13 protein-coding genes and 2 pseudogenes are annotated in these 17,250 nt (G+C 46.2%); 4 read left to right on the forward strand and 11 right to left on the reverse strand.

Annotated elements, in window-relative coordinates; all coding sequences use genetic code 11:
* Window positions 1-428 precede the first annotated feature (428 nt).
* The 3 genes and pseudogenes from ACYCSE_RS05455 to ACYCSE_RS05465 form a co-directional block, all read left to right on the forward strand.
* The gene (locus ACYCSE_RS05455; RefSeq protein ID WP_459701796.1) at window positions 429-1,106 is read left to right on the forward strand and encodes an ABC transporter ATP-binding protein; all 678 of its coding nucleotides are present in this window, start codon (window positions 429-431) and stop codon (window positions 1,104-1,106) included.
* Window positions 1,103-3,697 carry an ABC transporter permease gene (locus tag ACYCSE_RS05460; protein WP_459701797.1) on the forward strand — a complete coding sequence of 865 codons (2,595 nt, stop codon included), beginning with the start codon at window positions 1,103-1,105 and terminating at the stop codon, window positions 3,695-3,697. Before ACYCSE_RS05455 ends, ACYCSE_RS05460 begins: the two co-directional genes overlap by 4 nt.
* Window positions 3,698-3,865: 168 nt before the next feature.
* Window positions 3,866-3,991, forward strand: a pseudogene (locus ACYCSE_RS05465) (transposase); the annotation flags it as partial.
* A gap of 172 nt (window positions 3,992-4,163) precedes the next feature.
* On the opposite strand, the pseudogene ACYCSE_RS05470 reads toward ACYCSE_RS05465, so the two are convergent.
* The 8 genes and pseudogenes from ACYCSE_RS05470 to ACYCSE_RS05505 form a co-directional block, all read right to left on the reverse strand.
* A pseudogene (locus tag ACYCSE_RS05470) lies at window positions 4,164-4,280 on the reverse strand (transposase); the annotation flags it as partial.
* 282 nt (window positions 4,281-4,562) lie between these two features.
* Entirely contained in the window at window positions 4,563-5,864 is a 1,302-nt protein-coding gene (locus tag ACYCSE_RS05475; protein ID WP_039273927.1) for a pyrimidine-nucleoside phosphorylase, read from the reverse strand.
* Between the two features lie 32 nt (window positions 5,865-5,896).
* The gene (deoD, locus tag ACYCSE_RS05480) at window positions 5,897-6,604 is read right to left on the reverse strand and encodes a purine-nucleoside phosphorylase (RefSeq protein WP_013312036.1); all 708 of its coding nucleotides are present in this window, start codon (window positions 6,602-6,604) and stop codon (window positions 5,897-5,899) included.
* Window positions 6,605-6,692: 88 nt separating this feature from the next.
* Window positions 6,693-7,877 (reverse strand): phosphopentomutase, encoded by a 1,185-nt coding sequence (gene deoB, locus ACYCSE_RS05485; protein ID WP_459701798.1) that lies wholly within the window; start codon window positions 7,875-7,877, stop codon window positions 6,693-6,695.
* A 29-nt stretch (window positions 7,878-7,906) separates the two neighbouring features.
* Window positions 7,907-9,085, reverse strand: coding sequence for a NupC/NupG family nucleoside CNT transporter (locus ACYCSE_RS05490; RefSeq protein ID WP_235306383.1), 1,179 nt, complete (start codon window positions 9,083-9,085; stop codon window positions 7,907-7,909).
* A gap of 75 nt (window positions 9,086-9,160) precedes the next feature.
* Entirely contained in the window at window positions 9,161-9,556 is a 396-nt protein-coding gene (locus ACYCSE_RS05495; RefSeq protein WP_459701799.1) for a cytidine deaminase, read from the reverse strand.
* 31 nt (window positions 9,557-9,587) lie between these two features.
* Window positions 9,588-10,250, reverse strand: coding sequence for a deoxyribose-phosphate aldolase (deoC, locus tag ACYCSE_RS05500; protein ID WP_134903747.1), 663 nt, complete (start codon window positions 10,248-10,250; stop codon window positions 9,588-9,590).
* Between the two features lie 208 nt (window positions 10,251-10,458).
* A complete protein-coding gene (locus ACYCSE_RS05505) occupies window positions 10,459-11,394 on the reverse strand; it encodes a sugar-binding transcriptional regulator (RefSeq protein WP_023990386.1) in 936 nt (311 codons plus the stop codon).
* 275 nt (window positions 11,395-11,669) lie between these two features.
* Here ACYCSE_RS05505 and ACYCSE_RS05510 point away from each other — a divergent pair, with 275 nt between their 5' ends.
* Window positions 11,670-12,083: a chemotaxis protein CheW gene (locus tag ACYCSE_RS05510; RefSeq protein ID WP_039273916.1), complete on the forward strand. Its 414-nt coding sequence runs from the start codon at window positions 11,670-11,672 to the stop codon at window positions 12,081-12,083.
* Window positions 12,084-12,143: 60 nt separating this feature from the next.
* Here ACYCSE_RS05510 and ACYCSE_RS05515 read toward each other — a convergent pair whose 3' ends face one another.
* From ACYCSE_RS05515 to ACYCSE_RS05525, 3 genes are all read right to left on the reverse strand, one after another.
* Window positions 12,144-13,262 (reverse strand): slipin family protein, encoded by a 1,119-nt coding sequence (locus ACYCSE_RS05515; protein ID WP_254350645.1) that lies wholly within the window; start codon window positions 13,260-13,262, stop codon window positions 12,144-12,146.
* 344 nt (window positions 13,263-13,606) lie between these two features.
* Window positions 13,607-13,744 (reverse strand): hypothetical protein, encoded by a 138-nt coding sequence (locus ACYCSE_RS05520; protein ID WP_459701800.1) that lies wholly within the window; start codon window positions 13,742-13,744, stop codon window positions 13,607-13,609.
* Window positions 13,745-14,089: 345 nt separating this feature from the next.
* On the reverse strand, window positions 14,090-17,008 hold the full coding sequence (locus ACYCSE_RS05525) for a glycosyl hydrolase (protein WP_459701801.1): 2,919 nt from the start codon (window positions 17,006-17,008) through the stop codon (window positions 14,090-14,092).
* Between the last annotated feature and the right edge of the window lie 242 nt (window positions 17,009-17,250).

The following is a 17,250-nucleotide window of genomic DNA, read 5'->3' on the forward strand; positions in this document are numbered from 1 at the left end:
CACGGCATCCAACCCATTATGGGAGTTGGACATTAAATACTGCTATATCACAGGCGAGTACCGCTTTTTTTCTGTTATGGGTGCTGGATGTTTACGATCACAAGGTGATTGATTTTTATATGGGGTTGTCTTGCGAAGGCCAGCATGCTGCTGGGCTCATTCAACGTAGTTTGTGGAAAAGAAAACTATTGGATCTAACGTCCGTCCGGTGATTCGAACCGATAATGGTCCACAGTTTATTAGCCATGTCTTTGAACAGGCTTGTCTAACGCATGAAACGGTTCATGAGCGCATTCCGCCGAGGACGCCGAACAAAAATGCACGCATTGAGTCGTTCCACAGCTTACTCAAGTCAGAATGAGACATTATAATAAATTTGTGTTGTAAGCACTTACGATAAAGATATTTTTATTAGGGGAGAGAGAAACATGAATATATTAGAAACCAGAGAGCTCAGAAAAACTTATGGCAGCGGAGATACCGAGGTTCATGCATTGGATGGAATCAACATGGAGGTAAGCACTGGTGAATTCGTGGCTATCATTGGGACATCCGGCAGTGGAAAGTCCACCCTTCTGCATATGCTTGGTGGGTTGGATCGACCTACAAGCGGAAACGTCACCGTAGACGGCAAGGATATCTATTCTCTGAAAAATGAAGAATTGACCATTTTCCGCCGAAGAAAGATTGGCTTCATTTTTCAAAATTATAATCTAGTTCCAGTCTTAAATGTCTATGAGAATATTGTACTACCCATTGAACTGGATGGAAACCAACCGGACAAAGCCTATCTGACTCAAATTACGAACACGCTGGGACTTGAGAACAAATTAAACAATCTACCGAGCAATCTTTCAGGGGGGCAACAACAGCGGGTAGCTATTGCGAGAGCACTAGCGACGAAACCAGCCATTATTCTGGCCGACGAGCCTACTGGCAATCTGGACAGTAAAACCAGTCTGGATGTCATCGGGTTGATCAAAGTCTCCAGCCAACGCTTCGCTCAAACGATGGTGATGATTACTCATAATGAAGAAATCGCGCAGATGGCAGACCGCATCATCCGCATTGAGGACGGTAAAATTGTAGGTGGTGTGACCCGATGACCAAAGTAAAAAACAGTAAGGGCGTTCATAATTTATCAGATAAAAGTTTTAAAGCGAATAAAACCCGCAATATTATTGCGATTATCGCTATTGCCTTAACCACTTTGTTATTTACATCTGTGTTTACTATGGGGATTGGCGCGATGGAAAGTTTCCAGCAGGCAACGATGCGACAGGCCGGTGGGGAAGCGCATGCTTCTCTCAAATTTATCAACGATGAGGAATTTAATCACATCAAAGACCACCCTCTTATTAAGGAGATAGCATATTGCCGCTCGTTAAGTCAAAAGGTAACAAACGAGCAATTTTTAAAGCGCAAAACGGAGTTCTGGTATCGTGACGATCTAGGGCTAAAGCTAGGATTGGTTGAGCTAGAAAAAGGCCACAAACCGGTGGCAGAAAATGAGGTTATCGCGGACTCTAGCACCTTACAGTTACTGGGTATTCCCCTGAAAGAGGGCGTCCCATTGACCTTGAAGCTTGAGGTTCACGGCAAAACGGTGCAGCGTGAATTTATCCTCGTCGGCTGGTGGAAGAGTGACCTCGCCGCCGGGATGGACGTAGGCACAATCTATGCTTCTAAAGCTTATGTGGATGCCCATGCTGAAGAATTAATTAACACATATAAGCAGGATTATAATCGGACCGGAGCCATCAGGGCAGATATCATGTTCGATAACAGCTCGAACATCCAGGGAAAACTTGATCAAGTGATTACAGAAAGCGGTTATTCCCTAGACCAAAATGCACCGAACTACATTGCAAGTTCTGTGAACTGGACGTATTTTTCCAACACTTTCAGTTCGAACCCTGAAGTCGTCTTTGTCTTAGCTGGTGGTCTGTTACTGATCATGCTTACTGGCTATTTGATCATCTATAATATTTTCCAAATCTCGGTGATGCGTGATATTCGTTTCTACGGTCTTCTAAAAACCATCGGCACAAGCAGTAGCCAACTCCGTAGGCTCATTCATAGACAGGCATTATTTCTTTCCTTGGTCGGAGTTCCCATCGGCTTACTTGTGGGTTTTGGGGTCGGAAAATCGCTTCTCCCTCTGCTTATGAACACTTTTGGGCACGCTGAGGTAACCCTATCCCCCAACCCATGGATTTTTATCAGCTCCGCTTTGTTTGCAGCCATTACAGTTATCATCAGTATTTATAAGCCTATTAGGATTGCAGCGACTGTGTCTCCAATCGAGGCAGTAAGATACGTAGACGGAGCTATCAAAAAGGGTAAGAAAAAACTGAAAAAATCAACTAACGGTGCTAAAATGCCGCTGATGGCTCAAGCCAACTTAGGGCGCAATAAGAAGCGGACTACTTTAGTGCTGATTGGCCTTTCTCTAAGTCTGGCGCTACTGAATATTACTTTTACATTATCCCAAAGTCTGGATATGGATAAATATGTGTCTAGAAGCATTGACGCTGACTTTGTGATTGCACATGCAGGTTATTTTCAAGAACATTTCACAGGTCCTGACAATGCAACGACGGAAAGTTATATCCAGGCCGTACAAGCACAACCTGGTTTTGAAGAAGGTGGACGATTGTACAGTGGCAGCAATTTACTCACTGCTGATTGTAAAGAGACCTTAAAGGGAGACGGCACCGACGCTCGTGGCAACTTATCTGCAACGCCAGCAGGCATTAATGCTTGTGGCTCTTTACCATACGACACCGACGCTCGTGGCAACATATCAGCAGCAGCATATGGTCTCGAAGAGTTTCCTCTTCACCGACTACAATTAATTGACGGTGAGCTTGATTATGGCAAGCTGGCTTCGGGTAAATATATCCTGGAAAATGTCATACTGGATAACGATGGTAATCCCAAAATGAAATATTCGGCATATAAAATAGGTGAAAAGGTTGTCCTTCATAACTATATGGACACAGCAAAAGTCCAGGAGTATACTAGCCATGAATTCACAGTCCTCGGTCATGCCGCCCGAAAAGGAATTAATAATGGTGTAATAGGTGCTAATGTTGAATTCTTTCTTCCGGCGGATATCTACAAAACACTTGTGAAGAAGCCTACGGTGATGAGTTATGATTTTAATGTATCCAACAGTAAAGAAAAAACGATGGAGAGCTTCTTAAAGAACTATACCGGAGTAAAGGAGCGAACGATGCACTATCGATCCAAATCTACCGTAATTACCGCGTTATTAGGTATGCGAAATACTATTTTGATGATTGGCGGTATGCTCAGCGTTATTATCGGTTTGATTGGTACACTTAATTTTGCAAACGCGCTTCTAACTAGCATTCTGACCCGCCATCAAGAATTTGCTATACTACAAAGTATCGGTATGACTAATAAACAATTAAAGACAATGCTCATTTATGAGGGTCTGTACTATGTGCTCGGTACTAGCATATGCTCCATCTTATTAGGAAGCTTATTTTCCGTCTTGATTGCAAGACCTTTGAGTAACGTAATGTGGTTTATGAGTTATAAATTTATTATTTGGCCGCTGATCCTCGTGCTGCCTGTTCTGCTCGTGCTTGGGATCTGTCTTCCTCTCGCTATTTATTCTCTGAGCAACAAGAAAACTATCGTAGAACGACTGCGAACAGCAGAATAAATCCCCCTGTAAAGAAAATGACCTGGTCAAAACTTCTGGCTGGGTCATTCTTGGTTATTCAACTATATAATTAATACACGCTCCCTAACTAGCTCTCTCTTGTAACTCCCCATGCTGATTGACATACATAAAGAGCAGAGCCTGTAAAATAAAGTGTGTAAAGCTTGGTGGCAGATGGAGGTCTTTTTCCGTTGGATCAAGCAACATTTGAATATTCCAACTCTGTTTGGTACGACCCCAAATGCGGTCTATGGGCAACTGTTCTGTGCGTTCATCGTCTATGTCCTGCTCAAATGACTATTTTATGCTGCTCAAACGGCGTGGCCCAAACATGCCATTCTTTCTTTGCACGATTTTCTCGACTTTTCTATCTTCACAAACTACTTGATGAATGGCTGATTCTAATTCAGCGCGTTCTTCTCCAGAGTACTTCTAGTTTTATGGATTAAATTACTTATTATAGTTAATCAACAGGCATATACTTACATAATCGTTTTACAATTTCTATTAAATCCTTTCTCACTTGTTTATAGATCTCTTTGCGTTTATACTTCGGAGTAAACACGATGTGATATTTACACACTTCGTGGGCGCTAAACTATTATTCCAGTTTTACATTTAATACCATTTTCTCTATCGAGCCTGATTATCTCCATTTTATCGGGATGGTCTTATTGGCCAAACCCTCGTTCCCTTCACCCGCATAGCGGGTGGTTTTATATTTCGCGCGTTTCACGCACTCAACTGCCCTCGGCCTTACAATAAAAAAAGCCGAACTCATATCTATTATGAGTCCAGCTGTCATATTTTTCAAACTTGATCAAAGACACCCAACAAAACTTTTTGAATAGGTCTTACCGCTCGCTTACTCTGTCACCGTTCCGTAGATCAGCACTGGTGCTTCCGCATGATCCGCAATACGGATGTTCGCGTAGATTTTCTCCAGTACTTGAGCTACATCTTCACGGTTCGCATGGATGGTAACCAGTGAATCGCCTTTTTGAACAGCATCTCCGACCTTTTTGTTCAGCATCAAGCCGACAGCCAGATCAATCTCGGATTCTTTGGTCGCACGTCCTGCTCCAAGCAACATCGCTGCGGTACCGATTTCGTCAGCCACGATTTCAGCTACCACACCGTCCTGCTTCGCAGGTACCTCAATAAGATACTGTGCTTGTGGCAAGCGTTCAGGATGATCCACGACAGAAGCGTCACCGCCCTGATTCGCAATAAACTCTTTGAATTTCTCCAGTGCTTTGCCATTGCGAATGACTTCTCTGAGCTTCTCTTCGGCGTTTTCAAGGGATTCTGCTTTCCCTGCCAAAAATACCATCTGACTGCCCAAAGCCATACACAGCTCTTCCAGATCTTTCGGTCCTTCGCCACGCAGCGTATCAATCGCTTCTTTCACTTCCAGCGAGTTACCGATGGCCAGACCCAGCGGTTGACTCATATCGGAAATGACTGCCATCGTTTTGCGACCCACATTGTTACCGATGCTTACCATGGCATGTGCCAGTGCTTTGGCATCATCTACGGTTTTCATAAATGCGCCTGCACCTGTTTTTACATCAAGCACAATGGCATCGGAGCCGGCAGCGATTTTCTTACTCATAATCGAGCTGGCAATCAGCGGAATCGAGTTGACCGTCGCCGTAACGTCACGCAAGGCATACAGCTTTTTGTCCGCAGGTGTCAGGTTACCGCTTTGTCCGATGACCGCAATTTTGCTGCGATTCACCAAATCCACAAATTCGTCCTTGCTGATTTCGACGTGGAAGCCTGCAATAGCCTCCAACTTGTCGATTGTTCCTCCGGTATGTCCGAGGCCGCGGCCTGACATTTTGGCTACCGGAATGTCCAAGGCCGCTACGAGCGGAGCCAGTACCAGCGTTGTTGTATCACCCACACCGCCAGTGGAATGCTTATCGACCTTTACACCTTCAATCGCGGACAGATCAATGGTATCACCCGAATGAACCATCGCCATCGTCAGATCAGCGCGTTCGCGTTCAGTCATATCTTTGAAGAAAATGGACATCGCCAATGCACTGACTTGATAATCGGGAATTTCACCCTGAGTGTAGCCTTGGATAATAAAATTAATTTCCTCCGTACTCAGTTCTTTTCCGTCACGTTTTTTCTCAATCAAGTCTACCATTCTCATATGTCATTTCTCCTCACTGTGCGTATGATCGTTTACAGAGATACTGCTGTATCCAGTGCAACTTCCATCATTTCTTTAAAGGTTGTTTGTCGTTCTTCTGCGGTCGTTTCTTCCCCCGTCAGCAAATGATCGCTTACCGTCAGAATCGTCAGTGCGTTTACGCCAAACTTGGCTGCCAACGTATATAAAGCCGAAGTTTCCATCTCTACGCCCAGCACGCCGTATTCCATCAGCTTTTGTACCACTGATTTGTCATCACGGTAGAAGCTGTCTGAGCTGAATACATTACCGACATGCATGTTCAGGCCTTTGGCAACACCACGATCATAAGCGCCCTTCAATAGATCGAAGCTGGCAATCGGCGAGTAGTCGTAGCCGCCAAAGATATGGCGGTTCATGCCGGAATCCGTACAGGATGCTTGTGCCAAAATGACGTCACGAACGTGCACATGCTCCTTCATTCCGCCGCATGTACCTACGCGGAACAGGTTTTTCACACCGTATTCGCTAATCAGTTCGTTGACATAAATACTGATGGAAGGCAGCCCCATCCCAGTTCCCTGCACAGATAGGCGTTTGCCTTGGTACGTACCCGTGAATCCGAGCATTCCGCGAACCTCGTTGTAACAGGTCACGTCCTCCAGATACGTTTCAGCAATAAATTTTGCCCGTAGCGGGTCTCCTGGCAGCAAAATCGTTTCTGCAATTTCTCCGGGTTTGGCTCCAATGTGTACACTCATATTTTTTATTCCTCCGTCCCATTTGTCCATGCTTGTATCGTTATTTATATCGTTACTAGTAATCTTGCTTACTCTTGCTGGTCCTTGATTACTGAAGCTCTGCCAAAAAGCTCGTTCCGTGTTCAGGCAGTTTTACACCAAAGTTATCTGCTACAGTCGCTCCAATATCAGCAAAGGTTTTACGAACCGCAAGCTCCTTGCCCCCAGCTGTAAAACGTGGCGAATATGCCAGCAAAGGTACATATTCGCGGGTGTGATCCGTTCCCCGATACGTCGGGTCATTCCCATGATCTGCAGTGATGATCAGCAGATCGCCATCGGTCATTTTGGCAAAAACCTCTGGCAGACGCGCATCGTAATCGTCCAAAGCTTGACCATATCCCTGCGGATCACGACGGTGACCGTATACAGCGTCAAAGTCCACCAAATTCAGAAAGCTTAATCCGGTGAAATTCTCATCGAGCGTAGCCACCAGCTTATCCATGCCGTCCATATTGGACACCGTACGCACCGCCTTCGTCACACCCTCACCGTCATAAATGTCAGAGATTTTACCCAAGGCGATCACATCCAGACCTGCATCCTTCAGCTCGTTCATGGTGGTGCGACCAAACGGCTTGAGCGCATAATCATGTCGATTGGAGGTACGGGAGAAGTTCCCTGCCTCGCCTACGAACGGACGTGCAATAATGCGACCCAGCATGTACGGATCTTCCAGCGTGATTTTACGGCAGAACTCGCAAATCTCATAGAGCTCCTTCAAAGGTACAACTTCCTCGTGCGCCGCAATTTGCAGCACAGAGTCCGCCGAGGTATAGATGATGAGCGCTCCAGTTTTCACGTGTTCTTCGCCCAGTTCATCAATGATTTCCGTTCCGCTAGCAGGCTTATTGCCAATAACTTTGCGACCTGTGTGCTCCTCAATGCGTTGAATCAGCTCATCCGGGAACCCATCAGGAAATACACGGAAAGGAACTGCAATATTCAAACCCATGATTTCCCAATGGCCCGTCATCGTATCCTTACCATTGGACGCTTCCTGCATCTTAGTGTAATACGCGAGCGGCTTGTCGGCCGCTGCCACTCCTTCTATGGAACGAATATTGGACAGACCGAGCTTACCCATATTCGGCATCTTCAGGCCACCGCGTTCGCGAGCAATATGACCGAGTGTATCTACATCGTAATCATCAAACTGGGCAGCATCCGGCGCTTCGCCGATACCAACCGAGTCCATAACCACCAAGTGAATCCGTTTGAATTTAGACATCATAAAAATCCTTTCCTGACTCGCTGTTTTTTTTACAAAAACAACCCTGCAATCGTTGCCGACAGCACGCTAACCAGCGTTGCCCCGTACAACAGCTTCAGACCAAAGCGGGCCACCACATTTCCCTGTTTTTCATGCAGACCCTTCACAGCCCCGGAAATGATACCGATGGATGAGAAGTTAGCAAAGGATACGAGGAATACCGATACGATCCCGACCGTGCGCTCCGACAAGCCTGTTTGCTTGGTCAGATCCAGCATGGCCACGAATTCGTTGGATACGAGTTTGGTAGCCATAATGCTGCCCGCCTGAACGGCTTCGTTCCACGGAATACCCATGACAAAAGCGAAAGGCGCAAACACATATCCAAGCAACGCCTGAAAGCTGATTCCAAACAACCAGGAGAAAATCCCGTTAACCATGGCAATCAGCGCCACAAAACCGATCAGCATTGCAGCTACCGTAATAGCAACCTTGAAACCGTCCATAATATATTCCCCGAGCATTTCGAAGAAGGACTGCTTCTCTTCCTCCTGAACCTCCAGTAAATCGTCTTCCTTCTCAATCTTGTACGGATTAATAATGGAAGCGATAATAAAACCGCCGAACAGGTTCAATACCAAAGCTGTGACCACATATTTGGGATTTAACATTTGCATGTAAGCTCCCACAATCGACATGGACACTGTAGACATCGCAGACGCACACAGCGTATACAACCGATGTTTTGGCAGCAGACCAATTTGCTTCTTAACGGAAATAAACACCTCGGATTGACCCAAGATAGCCGAAGCTACAGCGTTGTAGGATTCCAGTTTACCCATTCCGTTTACTTTGCTCAAGACAAGCCCGATATATTTAATAATAAAAGGTAACACTTTTACATATTGCAAGATACCAATCAGCGCGGATATGAACACGATTGGCAGCAGTACACCGATAAAGAACGGTGCTGCTCCTTCATTCGCAATTCCGCCAAAAACGAAGTTAATCCCTTCAGTTGCATATGCCAAAAGACTATTAAAACCTTCTGCAAAGCCTTTGACCAAAAATTCGCCAATTCCTGTATGCAACAATACGAAAGCAAGCGCTGCTTGCAAAACAACCATAACTATCAGCGGACGATACCTGATTTTACGTTTGTCACTGCTGGCAACGTAAGTAAGTGCAAATACAACGAGCAGTCCCACCAGAGCGATTACATATTTCATTTAATTTCCCCCTCATTACATTAAGCGCTTACATTCCCTATAAAAAGAATGCGCTCCAAAGAGGCATTCTTTTTTTTATTTGCCCAGATCCGCAGGTCGAAAAGCACCCGGCAGTAATTGATCCACCGTCCACTCTTCCGTGTTGCCATGAAGGTTTGTCAGATAAATTTTGGTATCTTGATGAGCAAATTCGGAAATGACCTGACGGCATGCCCCACATGGAGACACAGGCCCTTCCGTATCAGCTACAACCGCAATCGAATCAATTTTACGGCAGCCCTCGGATACCATTTTAAAAATCGCTGTCCGCTCTGCACAATTGCATAAGCCGTAGGAGGCATTTTCCACATTACATCCGTGATAAATCGTGCCATCGCTTCCGAGAATCGCAGCACCCACCTGAAAATTCGAATACGGAACGTATGCCTGTTTACGCGCCTCAAGCGCTTTCTGAATCAATTGATCCTTCATCGCGAATCCCTCCATGACTTTAAAATGAAACTTAGTAGGAAGATGTAGACTGCTCGCCCTCGATGATCTTCACACCGGAACTTGCGCCGATCCGACTTGCGCCAGCTTCTACTAATTTTTGCACGTCTTCCAGACTGCGTACACCGCCTGAAGCCTTAACACCAATCTCAGGTCCTACCGTTTTGCGCATCAAAGCCACATCTTCCGCAGTAGCTCCACCTGTTGAGAAGCCTGTCGAGGTTTTCACAAAATTCGCTCCCGCTTTGACGGACAGCTCACATGCCAGTACCTTCTCTTCGTCTGTCAGCAAGCAAGTTTCGATAATCACTTTTACCAGTGTACCGGCAGCTGCCTCCACGACCGCACGGATGTCCTGCTCGACGAGCTGTACATCACGTGCCTTCAAAGCGCCTATGTTAATAACCATATCAATTTCAGTCGCGCCGTTAGCAATAGCATCTTTCGTTTCAAATGCTTTCGTTGCCGACGTGCTCGCTCCCAGCGGAAAACCGATAACTGTACAGATGGCTACACCTGTGCCTGCGAGCTGTTCTGCTGCATAAGCTACCCACGCCGGGTTCACACATACAGAAGCAAACTGATATTTTTTGGCTTCGGCAGTCAATTTCGTAATTTCATCCTTCGTCGCATCTGCACGCAACAATGTATGGTCGATTAATGCTGCAATGTTCATATCTAAAAGCTCCTTCATTAGATAAATAGTGTGAAGACAAAAGTCATTTATTTCTCTGTGATGAGACCATCATAGCACGGCTTTGAACATATGTAAAACACATTTTGAAATTATGTTCAAGCTTAGGCACAAGGCGTCACCTACAATTCATATTACCCTGTAGGGACGTGCCATAGCCGTATATTTTGCTGGGTTGAGACGACTTGCTCTATTGTAAAAGTGCTTGAGCCGTAAACTGATCCGTCACCAAAATATTCGCATACTTGCCACGCAGCGATGCCCGAATGGCCTCCACTTTACGCTGGCCTCCAGCGACGAGAATAGACTTCTCCTTCTTTCGCAAATCAGGCAAATCAATCCCGACGGTACGGCTATTGATTTCCTGACTGCATATATTGCCCTCAGCGTCAAAAAAGCGCGAGCAAATATCGCCCTTGCCAATTCTTTGCAGTAGCTTCTGCTCTTCTCCGTTAAAATAGCCCAATCGGAACAGCAACGCATCCTCCTTGACCGTCCCCACCGTAAACACAGCGATGTTCGCCTGCTTGCCAAGTTCGATGATGCGCTGGATATGCCGATCCTCTTCAACCATTTTCTTAACGGCGTGACTGTCGAAAATCACAGGCAGCGGCAAATACCTTGCTATGGTATGAAAGGCTTCTGCGAACAAATTCACGGTTTCCACGGCATATGTGTTGACATGTGAATGGCTCACGCCTCCTTTGAGCTGAACCACCTCAACACCCTTGACCTGCTTTTGCTGGAGATGAAGCGCCACGGCATGCATTGTTGTTCCCCATGTCACTCCAATAATATCAGCATCCTGTACCGTTTCATGCAAATAATCGGCTGCTTTTTTGCTAATATGCTTCTTAATCTCCTGATATTCATTTAACGGCGAATAACAGACTAACACAGTATCCAGTCCGTACTTCTTCTTCACCTGCTCTCCGAGCGCGTCCATATCCTCCATCGGGTCCACAATACTGATCCGCACGTATCCCTGTTCCTTGGCAGCCTGAAGTAACCGCGATACCGTAGGACGCGAAACCCCGAGTCTGACCGCGATATCTTGCTGACTGTAGTCGTTTAGATAGTATAATCTGGCTGCCTCGATACTTAATCGCTGCTTTTCATGATCCATTCTACCTCAACCCGCTTATCTTAAAATGTAGTGCCATCGGACACAGCTTTAGTCCCAATCATTATATATGAAGGGAAACTTGAAGCCACGCCTTGGCCGTATGGTTGTTATTTTGGAAGATTTAACTGCTCGTTTGTGATATTCTGTGATTAACTACAACTACTTTAACGCATCCTCAACTTTATCGTTCCATCTGTCAAAACGCAATAGCTAATCCATTTTACCGCTCATTCACAACCTGTGATGGCTTATCTGAATATGTAAGGAGAATTGCTATGTCTGAATTTATTGTGTGCAGTCTGGCGGACAAAAAGTTCGCTTTAAACTTTCTAGAAGTAGAAGAAGTCATGAATGCCAAAAAAGGGACTCCACTTCCCTTTTCCGAAGCGTGGCATGAAGGAATGGTAACTATTCGCGGTGGTGTCTTTACAATCCTTAATTTACGCAAAAAACTGCTTCTTCCTGCATCAAGCGATTCCTCCGAAGACAAAATGATTTTGCTCAGCCGTGCGAAGATTGCTCTGCTTGTCGATCAGGTGGAGGACACGGCTTCTGCCGAGGACAGTCAGCTACAAAGCAATGAGGAAGAATGGCAGCGCGAGTTGTTCCCTACTGTGATGGAGCATCAGGGTACCCTCATTCCGGTGATCGATATGGACGCTTTTCTTGCATCCACCAAGACGAACTAAAACGCAAAATACTCCCGAACCTTGAGCCGGCTTGCACTCATCGTTCGGGAGTATTTTCCGTTATTGGAGTCCCTGCGCCTCTTTCATGTGAACCAGCGTGTTCAGCTGCTCCAGCAACGTATTCCCGCCAGTCAGCGAAATCGTGCCAATCTTCTCGCAGATTTTTTCCATGAATTCTAGTTCTTTAAGACGATAGAGGGTGGCATTCTCGTCCATCAGCTTGGCCGTATTGAGCAAACTACGAGTGGATGCCGTCTCTTCACGTCGTGTGATAAGGTTGGCCTGTGCCTTCTTCTCTGCCAACAGCACGGTATTCAGAATATCCTTGATATCCCCTGGCAAAATAATATCCTTCACCCCTGCTGACGTAAAAGTCACTCCATATTCGCCGCTCTGCTCATTTAGTCGAGTCAAAACATATTCCGCAATCTCCTGCTTCATTTTCAGCAAATCATCCAGCTTCATCGTGCCAACGTACTCGCGCAGCAGCAGTTGAAGCATAATGTACATTTGTTCCTCGTATGCTCGGAATTCCAACGCCCGCAACGGGTCGATAATACGGTACTGACAGACAAAGTTGAGGCGTAGCGTGATTTTGTCCTCTGTCATGATTTCCTGTCCCATCAGGTCCAACTGCTGCTGTCGCATATCTATCGTTTTGATCTCTGTATTCACCGTGGACATCCAGAAATAATATTTGCCCGGTTTCAGCTCACCCTGCAACACATTATCGTAATACAAAAAGCCCATTTCATAGCTGGCCACCTGAAGTGCCTTCCAAAAGCCCGGTGTCTTGGACAAGAATGCTTGCCCCAATGCTTTATCAATTGCAGGCTGCCGAGTATCTGCACGAACAAAACGATGCTCCTTGAGCATGTTCCAAAAAGCATATTTCCCAGCCGTCAGAAGCTCCACAAACCGATTATCCTCATAATGCAACACATATTCATGGTCCTCTACATCAATGACATTCAATTGTTCAAGCAATAGGGGATCTGTCAAAAACAAACGAATATCATGATCCGGTACAAAAAATGGTTCGGCTACATTCAAAATTTCAACTGCTTCCTGCTGAAATGTCTTCAATAGGTAAGTTCCTGGGTGCAACAACTTGTGGTAGCTTCCTTTTTTGAACAGCAGCCCGCGCTCATCAGATTTAATCGTTATCTTCTTAAACATCGTATCACTCCTAGTATTTAAAATCCTCCACTTAAAAATGTACATTTCCGTGTGTAGCGGCTCCGCGGTCCATTTGATCTTCCGATCGCTGTTGCCACTGAATTTTTAGAATGGATGAACCCGTTAAAGGGTTAAAATTCGTTGGCAAAGGCGAACGCTTCGCTTCTTCAGATTCAAATGGGCCGCTCCGCTGCTATCCGCCTTAAAATCAACACACTTTTAAAATGAGGATTTTTTATTTTTATTCGTTGTAGTAGGGGTATGACCCTTGCAGAGCATTCCTTCGGGGTGGACGGCGGGGTCAAGCTTGAGGAGAAAGGAAGATACCGCCTGTTCCCGTGTTCCTAAGATGGTGTCCAGCAGTCCAACTTCGACTGTGAACTCGCATCTCCCGAAGCTTCGGAGCCTGTCGGCGCTTGCTCTCTCCGGTATCCACTGGCCGCATAGCCATCGCCCCGATATCTGTCATCGAGACCAGACATGGGATGCTCTCATCCGGGTCTTTTCATTGTTTTTATTCGATCATTCGAATACTCTACCAGACGTCGCGTGGAAGGCGATTGGGAATTGAACCCTAATGTTGGTGGATACATCAGATTTACAGGATACCTGACCCCATCAGGGTAGGCACTGCGGGACCTTTGGAAATCCACGCCTCGGTAATATCTTCCTGTATCAGCCTTTATCATTATCGCGCAACCTGGAACTCACGAACATGGCGAAAGTATTACGACCCTATAAAAAAAGACACAGGAGAAGCGTATGTGCTTCCCTTGTGTCTTTCTTTCTATAGTTAACTGTCGCGTTCGTATCTTAGACCTGATCCACTAGGATGTTTTTTCGAAAACGGGATCAGCGCTCGGTAGTGGAAGTTCTGGAACGTCTGTCGTTGTAGAAGCAGTCTGCTGGTGTGTATAGCTGAATGAAGGGGTCTCGTATTGCAATCCCGCCTTTTCATAGGTAAACCAATAGCTGACAGCCTTCCCGATATCGAGGTCTGTAACCCGCTGCTCCCAGACACCGCCGTTGTTTGTCATCCGGTAATTGAGCTGTTGTCCACCCGTTAAAGTATAATGCACGTCAACATAGGCTGAGGCTGTTTTGGGTGTAAATTGAAACAATGCTTCACGATCGCTGACAAAGCGAGCTCCTACTTTATAATCCTCCGTTTCTCCGCCACCCTCATTACCACCAGATGCTGGCTCTGTCGTTACCCCTACCGCATTGCTTGCTGCAGATAGGTTACCAGCTGCATCGCGAGCCTTAACGGTAAAGCTGTAAGTGGAAGCTGCACTTAGCCCTGTAATTGAAGCGGAAGTACCGCTTATCTCTGCTGCCTGAGCCCCGTCCTTATAAACGATATAACCCGTAACGCCAACATTGTCTGTAGCTGCATCCCACTCCAGAGTGACCACCGAAGCCGTTTTGGTCGTAGCTCGAACATTCGCCGGGATGGACGGAGCCTCCGTATCAGGTTGCGGATTGCCACCGCCGCTTCCATTTCCGGTATTAAAGCTATTCGGCTGCACGGTAATACTGTGCCCATCTGAGAAGGTTACTGTTTTAACCTGGTTTGTAAAATTGTAGGCCACATAAGTTTTTACACCGTTTTTATGAAATACAGCATAAATAGGTGAATTAGCGGTGATGCTGCGGTCGATGTTGCCTAAAGCATCCAAATTGTAGATCCAGTGGTAGGCATTCGCCTTGGAATTCCCCGCTTCCGGTGTCATGGCCGCTACGCGTGCACTGAATTTGGCCTTGGCATCGGACGGGTCCGAGATCGCTCTGTACATATACACAATATCTTCCCATGGACTGAAATTCCCACTGCTTTTTCTCAGCAGATCGGTATAGTTCTTAGCCGCATACTCCGAATATTGCGTCAGATACAAGGAGGCCGAGGTGATCGGCAGCCAGTTGATACCATGCACCTCTGCGGCATTATCGGTCCACCATGTTGCATTCCCTACCGTTTTACCGCCCCAGATCATGCTTGCCGTCGCGCTTTGCATCCCTGCAGGGGTGTTTGTGCCATGCACATCAAACCAGTATTCGTTAATGGCATTCATTTCCGTTGTGTATAGATAGATGCCGAGATCACGAGTTTGAGTATTTCCCGTCGCCTCGCCCCATAAAATAAGACCGGCCCAAGCATTCATCGCCTCCGAGGAGGATTCATTGTTGTTGCCATCGCCAAATTTGGCATGGCCGGAAGCCCAAGTGTGTCCGGCATAGGGATCAAAATTACGCAAATACGGAAATTTTGAATCAGACCTGTCGGTATTGGCAATGTCGCGAATGAGCAGCTGCACCATTTGTCCCCATTGGGAATCGGATGCCCAGCTCTTGTCCACACGTGCAATTTCGGCTGCGGCCTTGATAAAGTAGCCATAATGGAAATGATGGTCATTTAATTCTACCGCACTGCCAAAGCTGTCAGGATAACCGATCAATGTCCCCCAATGGTTGTTATACACAAATAGACTGGAGCTTTTCAGATTCCCCGAGCTGTCACTGGCCTTAAACCAGTCCTGCAGCCGGCTTTTGATCTCATTGCGGAACTGGATCGCTGCTGCGGTATTGCCAGCCTGGTCGGCAATCGGCGCCAGCGCTGCTAGCTTGCCCAGACGTTTTCCAGTCCAGTACGTATCTCTATCGCCGGAGTAGACTTCTGCTTTCGCTTCGTTTATATAATTGTTGAGCGTATTTTTATCGTAGGACCCCAAGTCGGGCAAGGAAGGCAGTACTCCTGTAAATTTCATTTTCGTTTGAAAAGACGCACCCTCTGCTGTTTTCATCAGACCGCGTACAGAATTGTACGTATAGCCTAGCAGGGGTTGTGATGAATTTTTCCACTGATGCGGGTATAAGGCAAAAATAGTGCCGCTTTGTGTGCCTTCCTTCGCTGTGGTTGCAACGTTAAAGGTGGTCGTTACCTCGGAAGAGGCTTCGTTATAGCTGTACTGTGCTTTGGAGTTTGTAACGAAAGAATAAGCGTATTGCTGAAACTTGTCCAATGTCGCTTTTGTTTTGTCAGGCAAAGCCGCCACTGTAAAATAGTTTTTCCCGTTCAATTGATTGATCAGAGTACTCGTTCCGAGGCCAGACCAAGTGCTGCCTGAAGGAGCAAACAGACCATAGTGTGAGCCATTAACCGTAATGCCAAGCACAGGAGAACTAGCTGACCCAGACCATACCTCTGGTACCCCATTAAATGAAAGCTTGGGATTGCCACCGCCAAACTCAAAAAAAACATAGGGGGAGCCGTGTCCATAGGTAGCACTCATTTTATTGCTGCCGCTTTGAAATAATGATTTGACAAACCAGTCGCTGAAACCGTCCACCTTGGCATCAGTAAATGAAGCGCTTACAGAATGGCCGACGGTAAAATCGTTCACATCATCCATCCAGCCTGCGATGTATCCAGGATTTACTGTAATTTTCCCACTCGGGTTAAAGATGCGTAAACCGTTTTGCTGATTTTTCAAGGCAAGGGGATGCGGATATTGAGCCTCGGAGTAGGGTACCCAGGCCAGACTGCTCCACCAGTCATTGGTAGGCATTGGGCTGGTTACATTCGCTGTTTTGTAAATCTCGGTTTGCGGTGTTGCTGCTCCGGTAGGTAGTGTGGTTGAATATGAGCCAGCGCCTTGTGTGACCTCACCCGAAAAGGCTTTAGTAGAAACTGGTGCAGCTAAAAATATCAGACTGGCACTTAACAAGCATAATATCGTTTTTTTCACAACCTACATCCTCCTTTGATTTCTCTAATCCCTTTTACTGCAAGGATTTTCCCTTCTCTCTTCCAAGTTGAATTCAACTTCATTGTGCTTGATCTCAATTTCCAGGTCAATCCTTTTATTTCTATATTCTAACTAAACGAGGCGAAAGTCTCTAAGAATACATAAGAAACCAGGACGAAAAACCCAAGCATGCGTAATTATGTTATCTCGACTTCACCCCATTAGACATTCACCCTATGAGT

It is taken from the genome of Paenibacillus sp. SEL1, from assembly GCF_054602535.1.

What these genes read in the sequence shown, in the direction of transcription:
- ACYCSE_RS05455 (WP_459701796.1), top strand. Translation starts at nt 429, where the DNA reads ATGAATATATTAGAAACCAGAGAGCTCAGAAAAACTTATGGCAGCGGA.
- ACYCSE_RS05460 (WP_459701797.1), top strand. Translation starts at nt 1,103, where the DNA reads ATGACCAAAGTAAAAAACAGTAAGGGCGTTCATAATTTATCAGATAAA.
- ACYCSE_RS05475 (WP_039273927.1), bottom strand. Translation starts at nt 5,864, where the DNA reads ATGAGAATGGTAGACTTGATTGAGAAAAAACGTGACGGAAAAGAACTG.
- deoD (WP_013312036.1), bottom strand. Translation starts at nt 6,604, where the DNA reads ATGAGTGTACACATTGGAGCCAAACCCGGAGAAATTGCAGAAACGATT.
- deoB (WP_459701798.1), bottom strand. Translation starts at nt 7,877, where the DNA reads ATGATGTCTAAATTCAAACGGATTCACTTGGTGGTTATGGACTCGGTT.
- ACYCSE_RS05490 (WP_235306383.1), bottom strand. Translation starts at nt 9,085, where the DNA reads ATGAAATATGTAATCGCTCTGGTGGGACTGCTCGTTGTATTTGCACTT.
- ACYCSE_RS05495 (WP_459701799.1), bottom strand. Translation starts at nt 9,556, where the DNA reads ATGAAGGATCAATTGATTCAGAAAGCGCTTGAGGCGCGTAAACAGGCA.
- deoC (WP_134903747.1), bottom strand. Translation starts at nt 10,250, where the DNA reads ATGAACATTGCAGCATTAATCGACCATACATTGTTGCGTGCAGATGCG.
- ACYCSE_RS05505 (WP_023990386.1), bottom strand. Translation starts at nt 11,394, where the DNA reads ATGGATCATGAAAAGCAGCGATTAAGTATCGAGGCAGCCAGATTATAC.
- ACYCSE_RS05510 (WP_039273916.1), top strand. Translation starts at nt 11,670, where the DNA reads ATGTCTGAATTTATTGTGTGCAGTCTGGCGGACAAAAAGTTCGCTTTA.
- ACYCSE_RS05515 (WP_254350645.1), bottom strand. Translation starts at nt 13,262, where the DNA reads ATGTTTAAGAAGATAACGATTAAATCTGATGAGCGCGGGCTGCTGTTC.
- ACYCSE_RS05520 (WP_459701800.1), bottom strand. Translation starts at nt 13,744, where the DNA reads ATGTCTGGTCTCGATGACAGATATCGGGGCGATGGCTATGCGGCCAGT.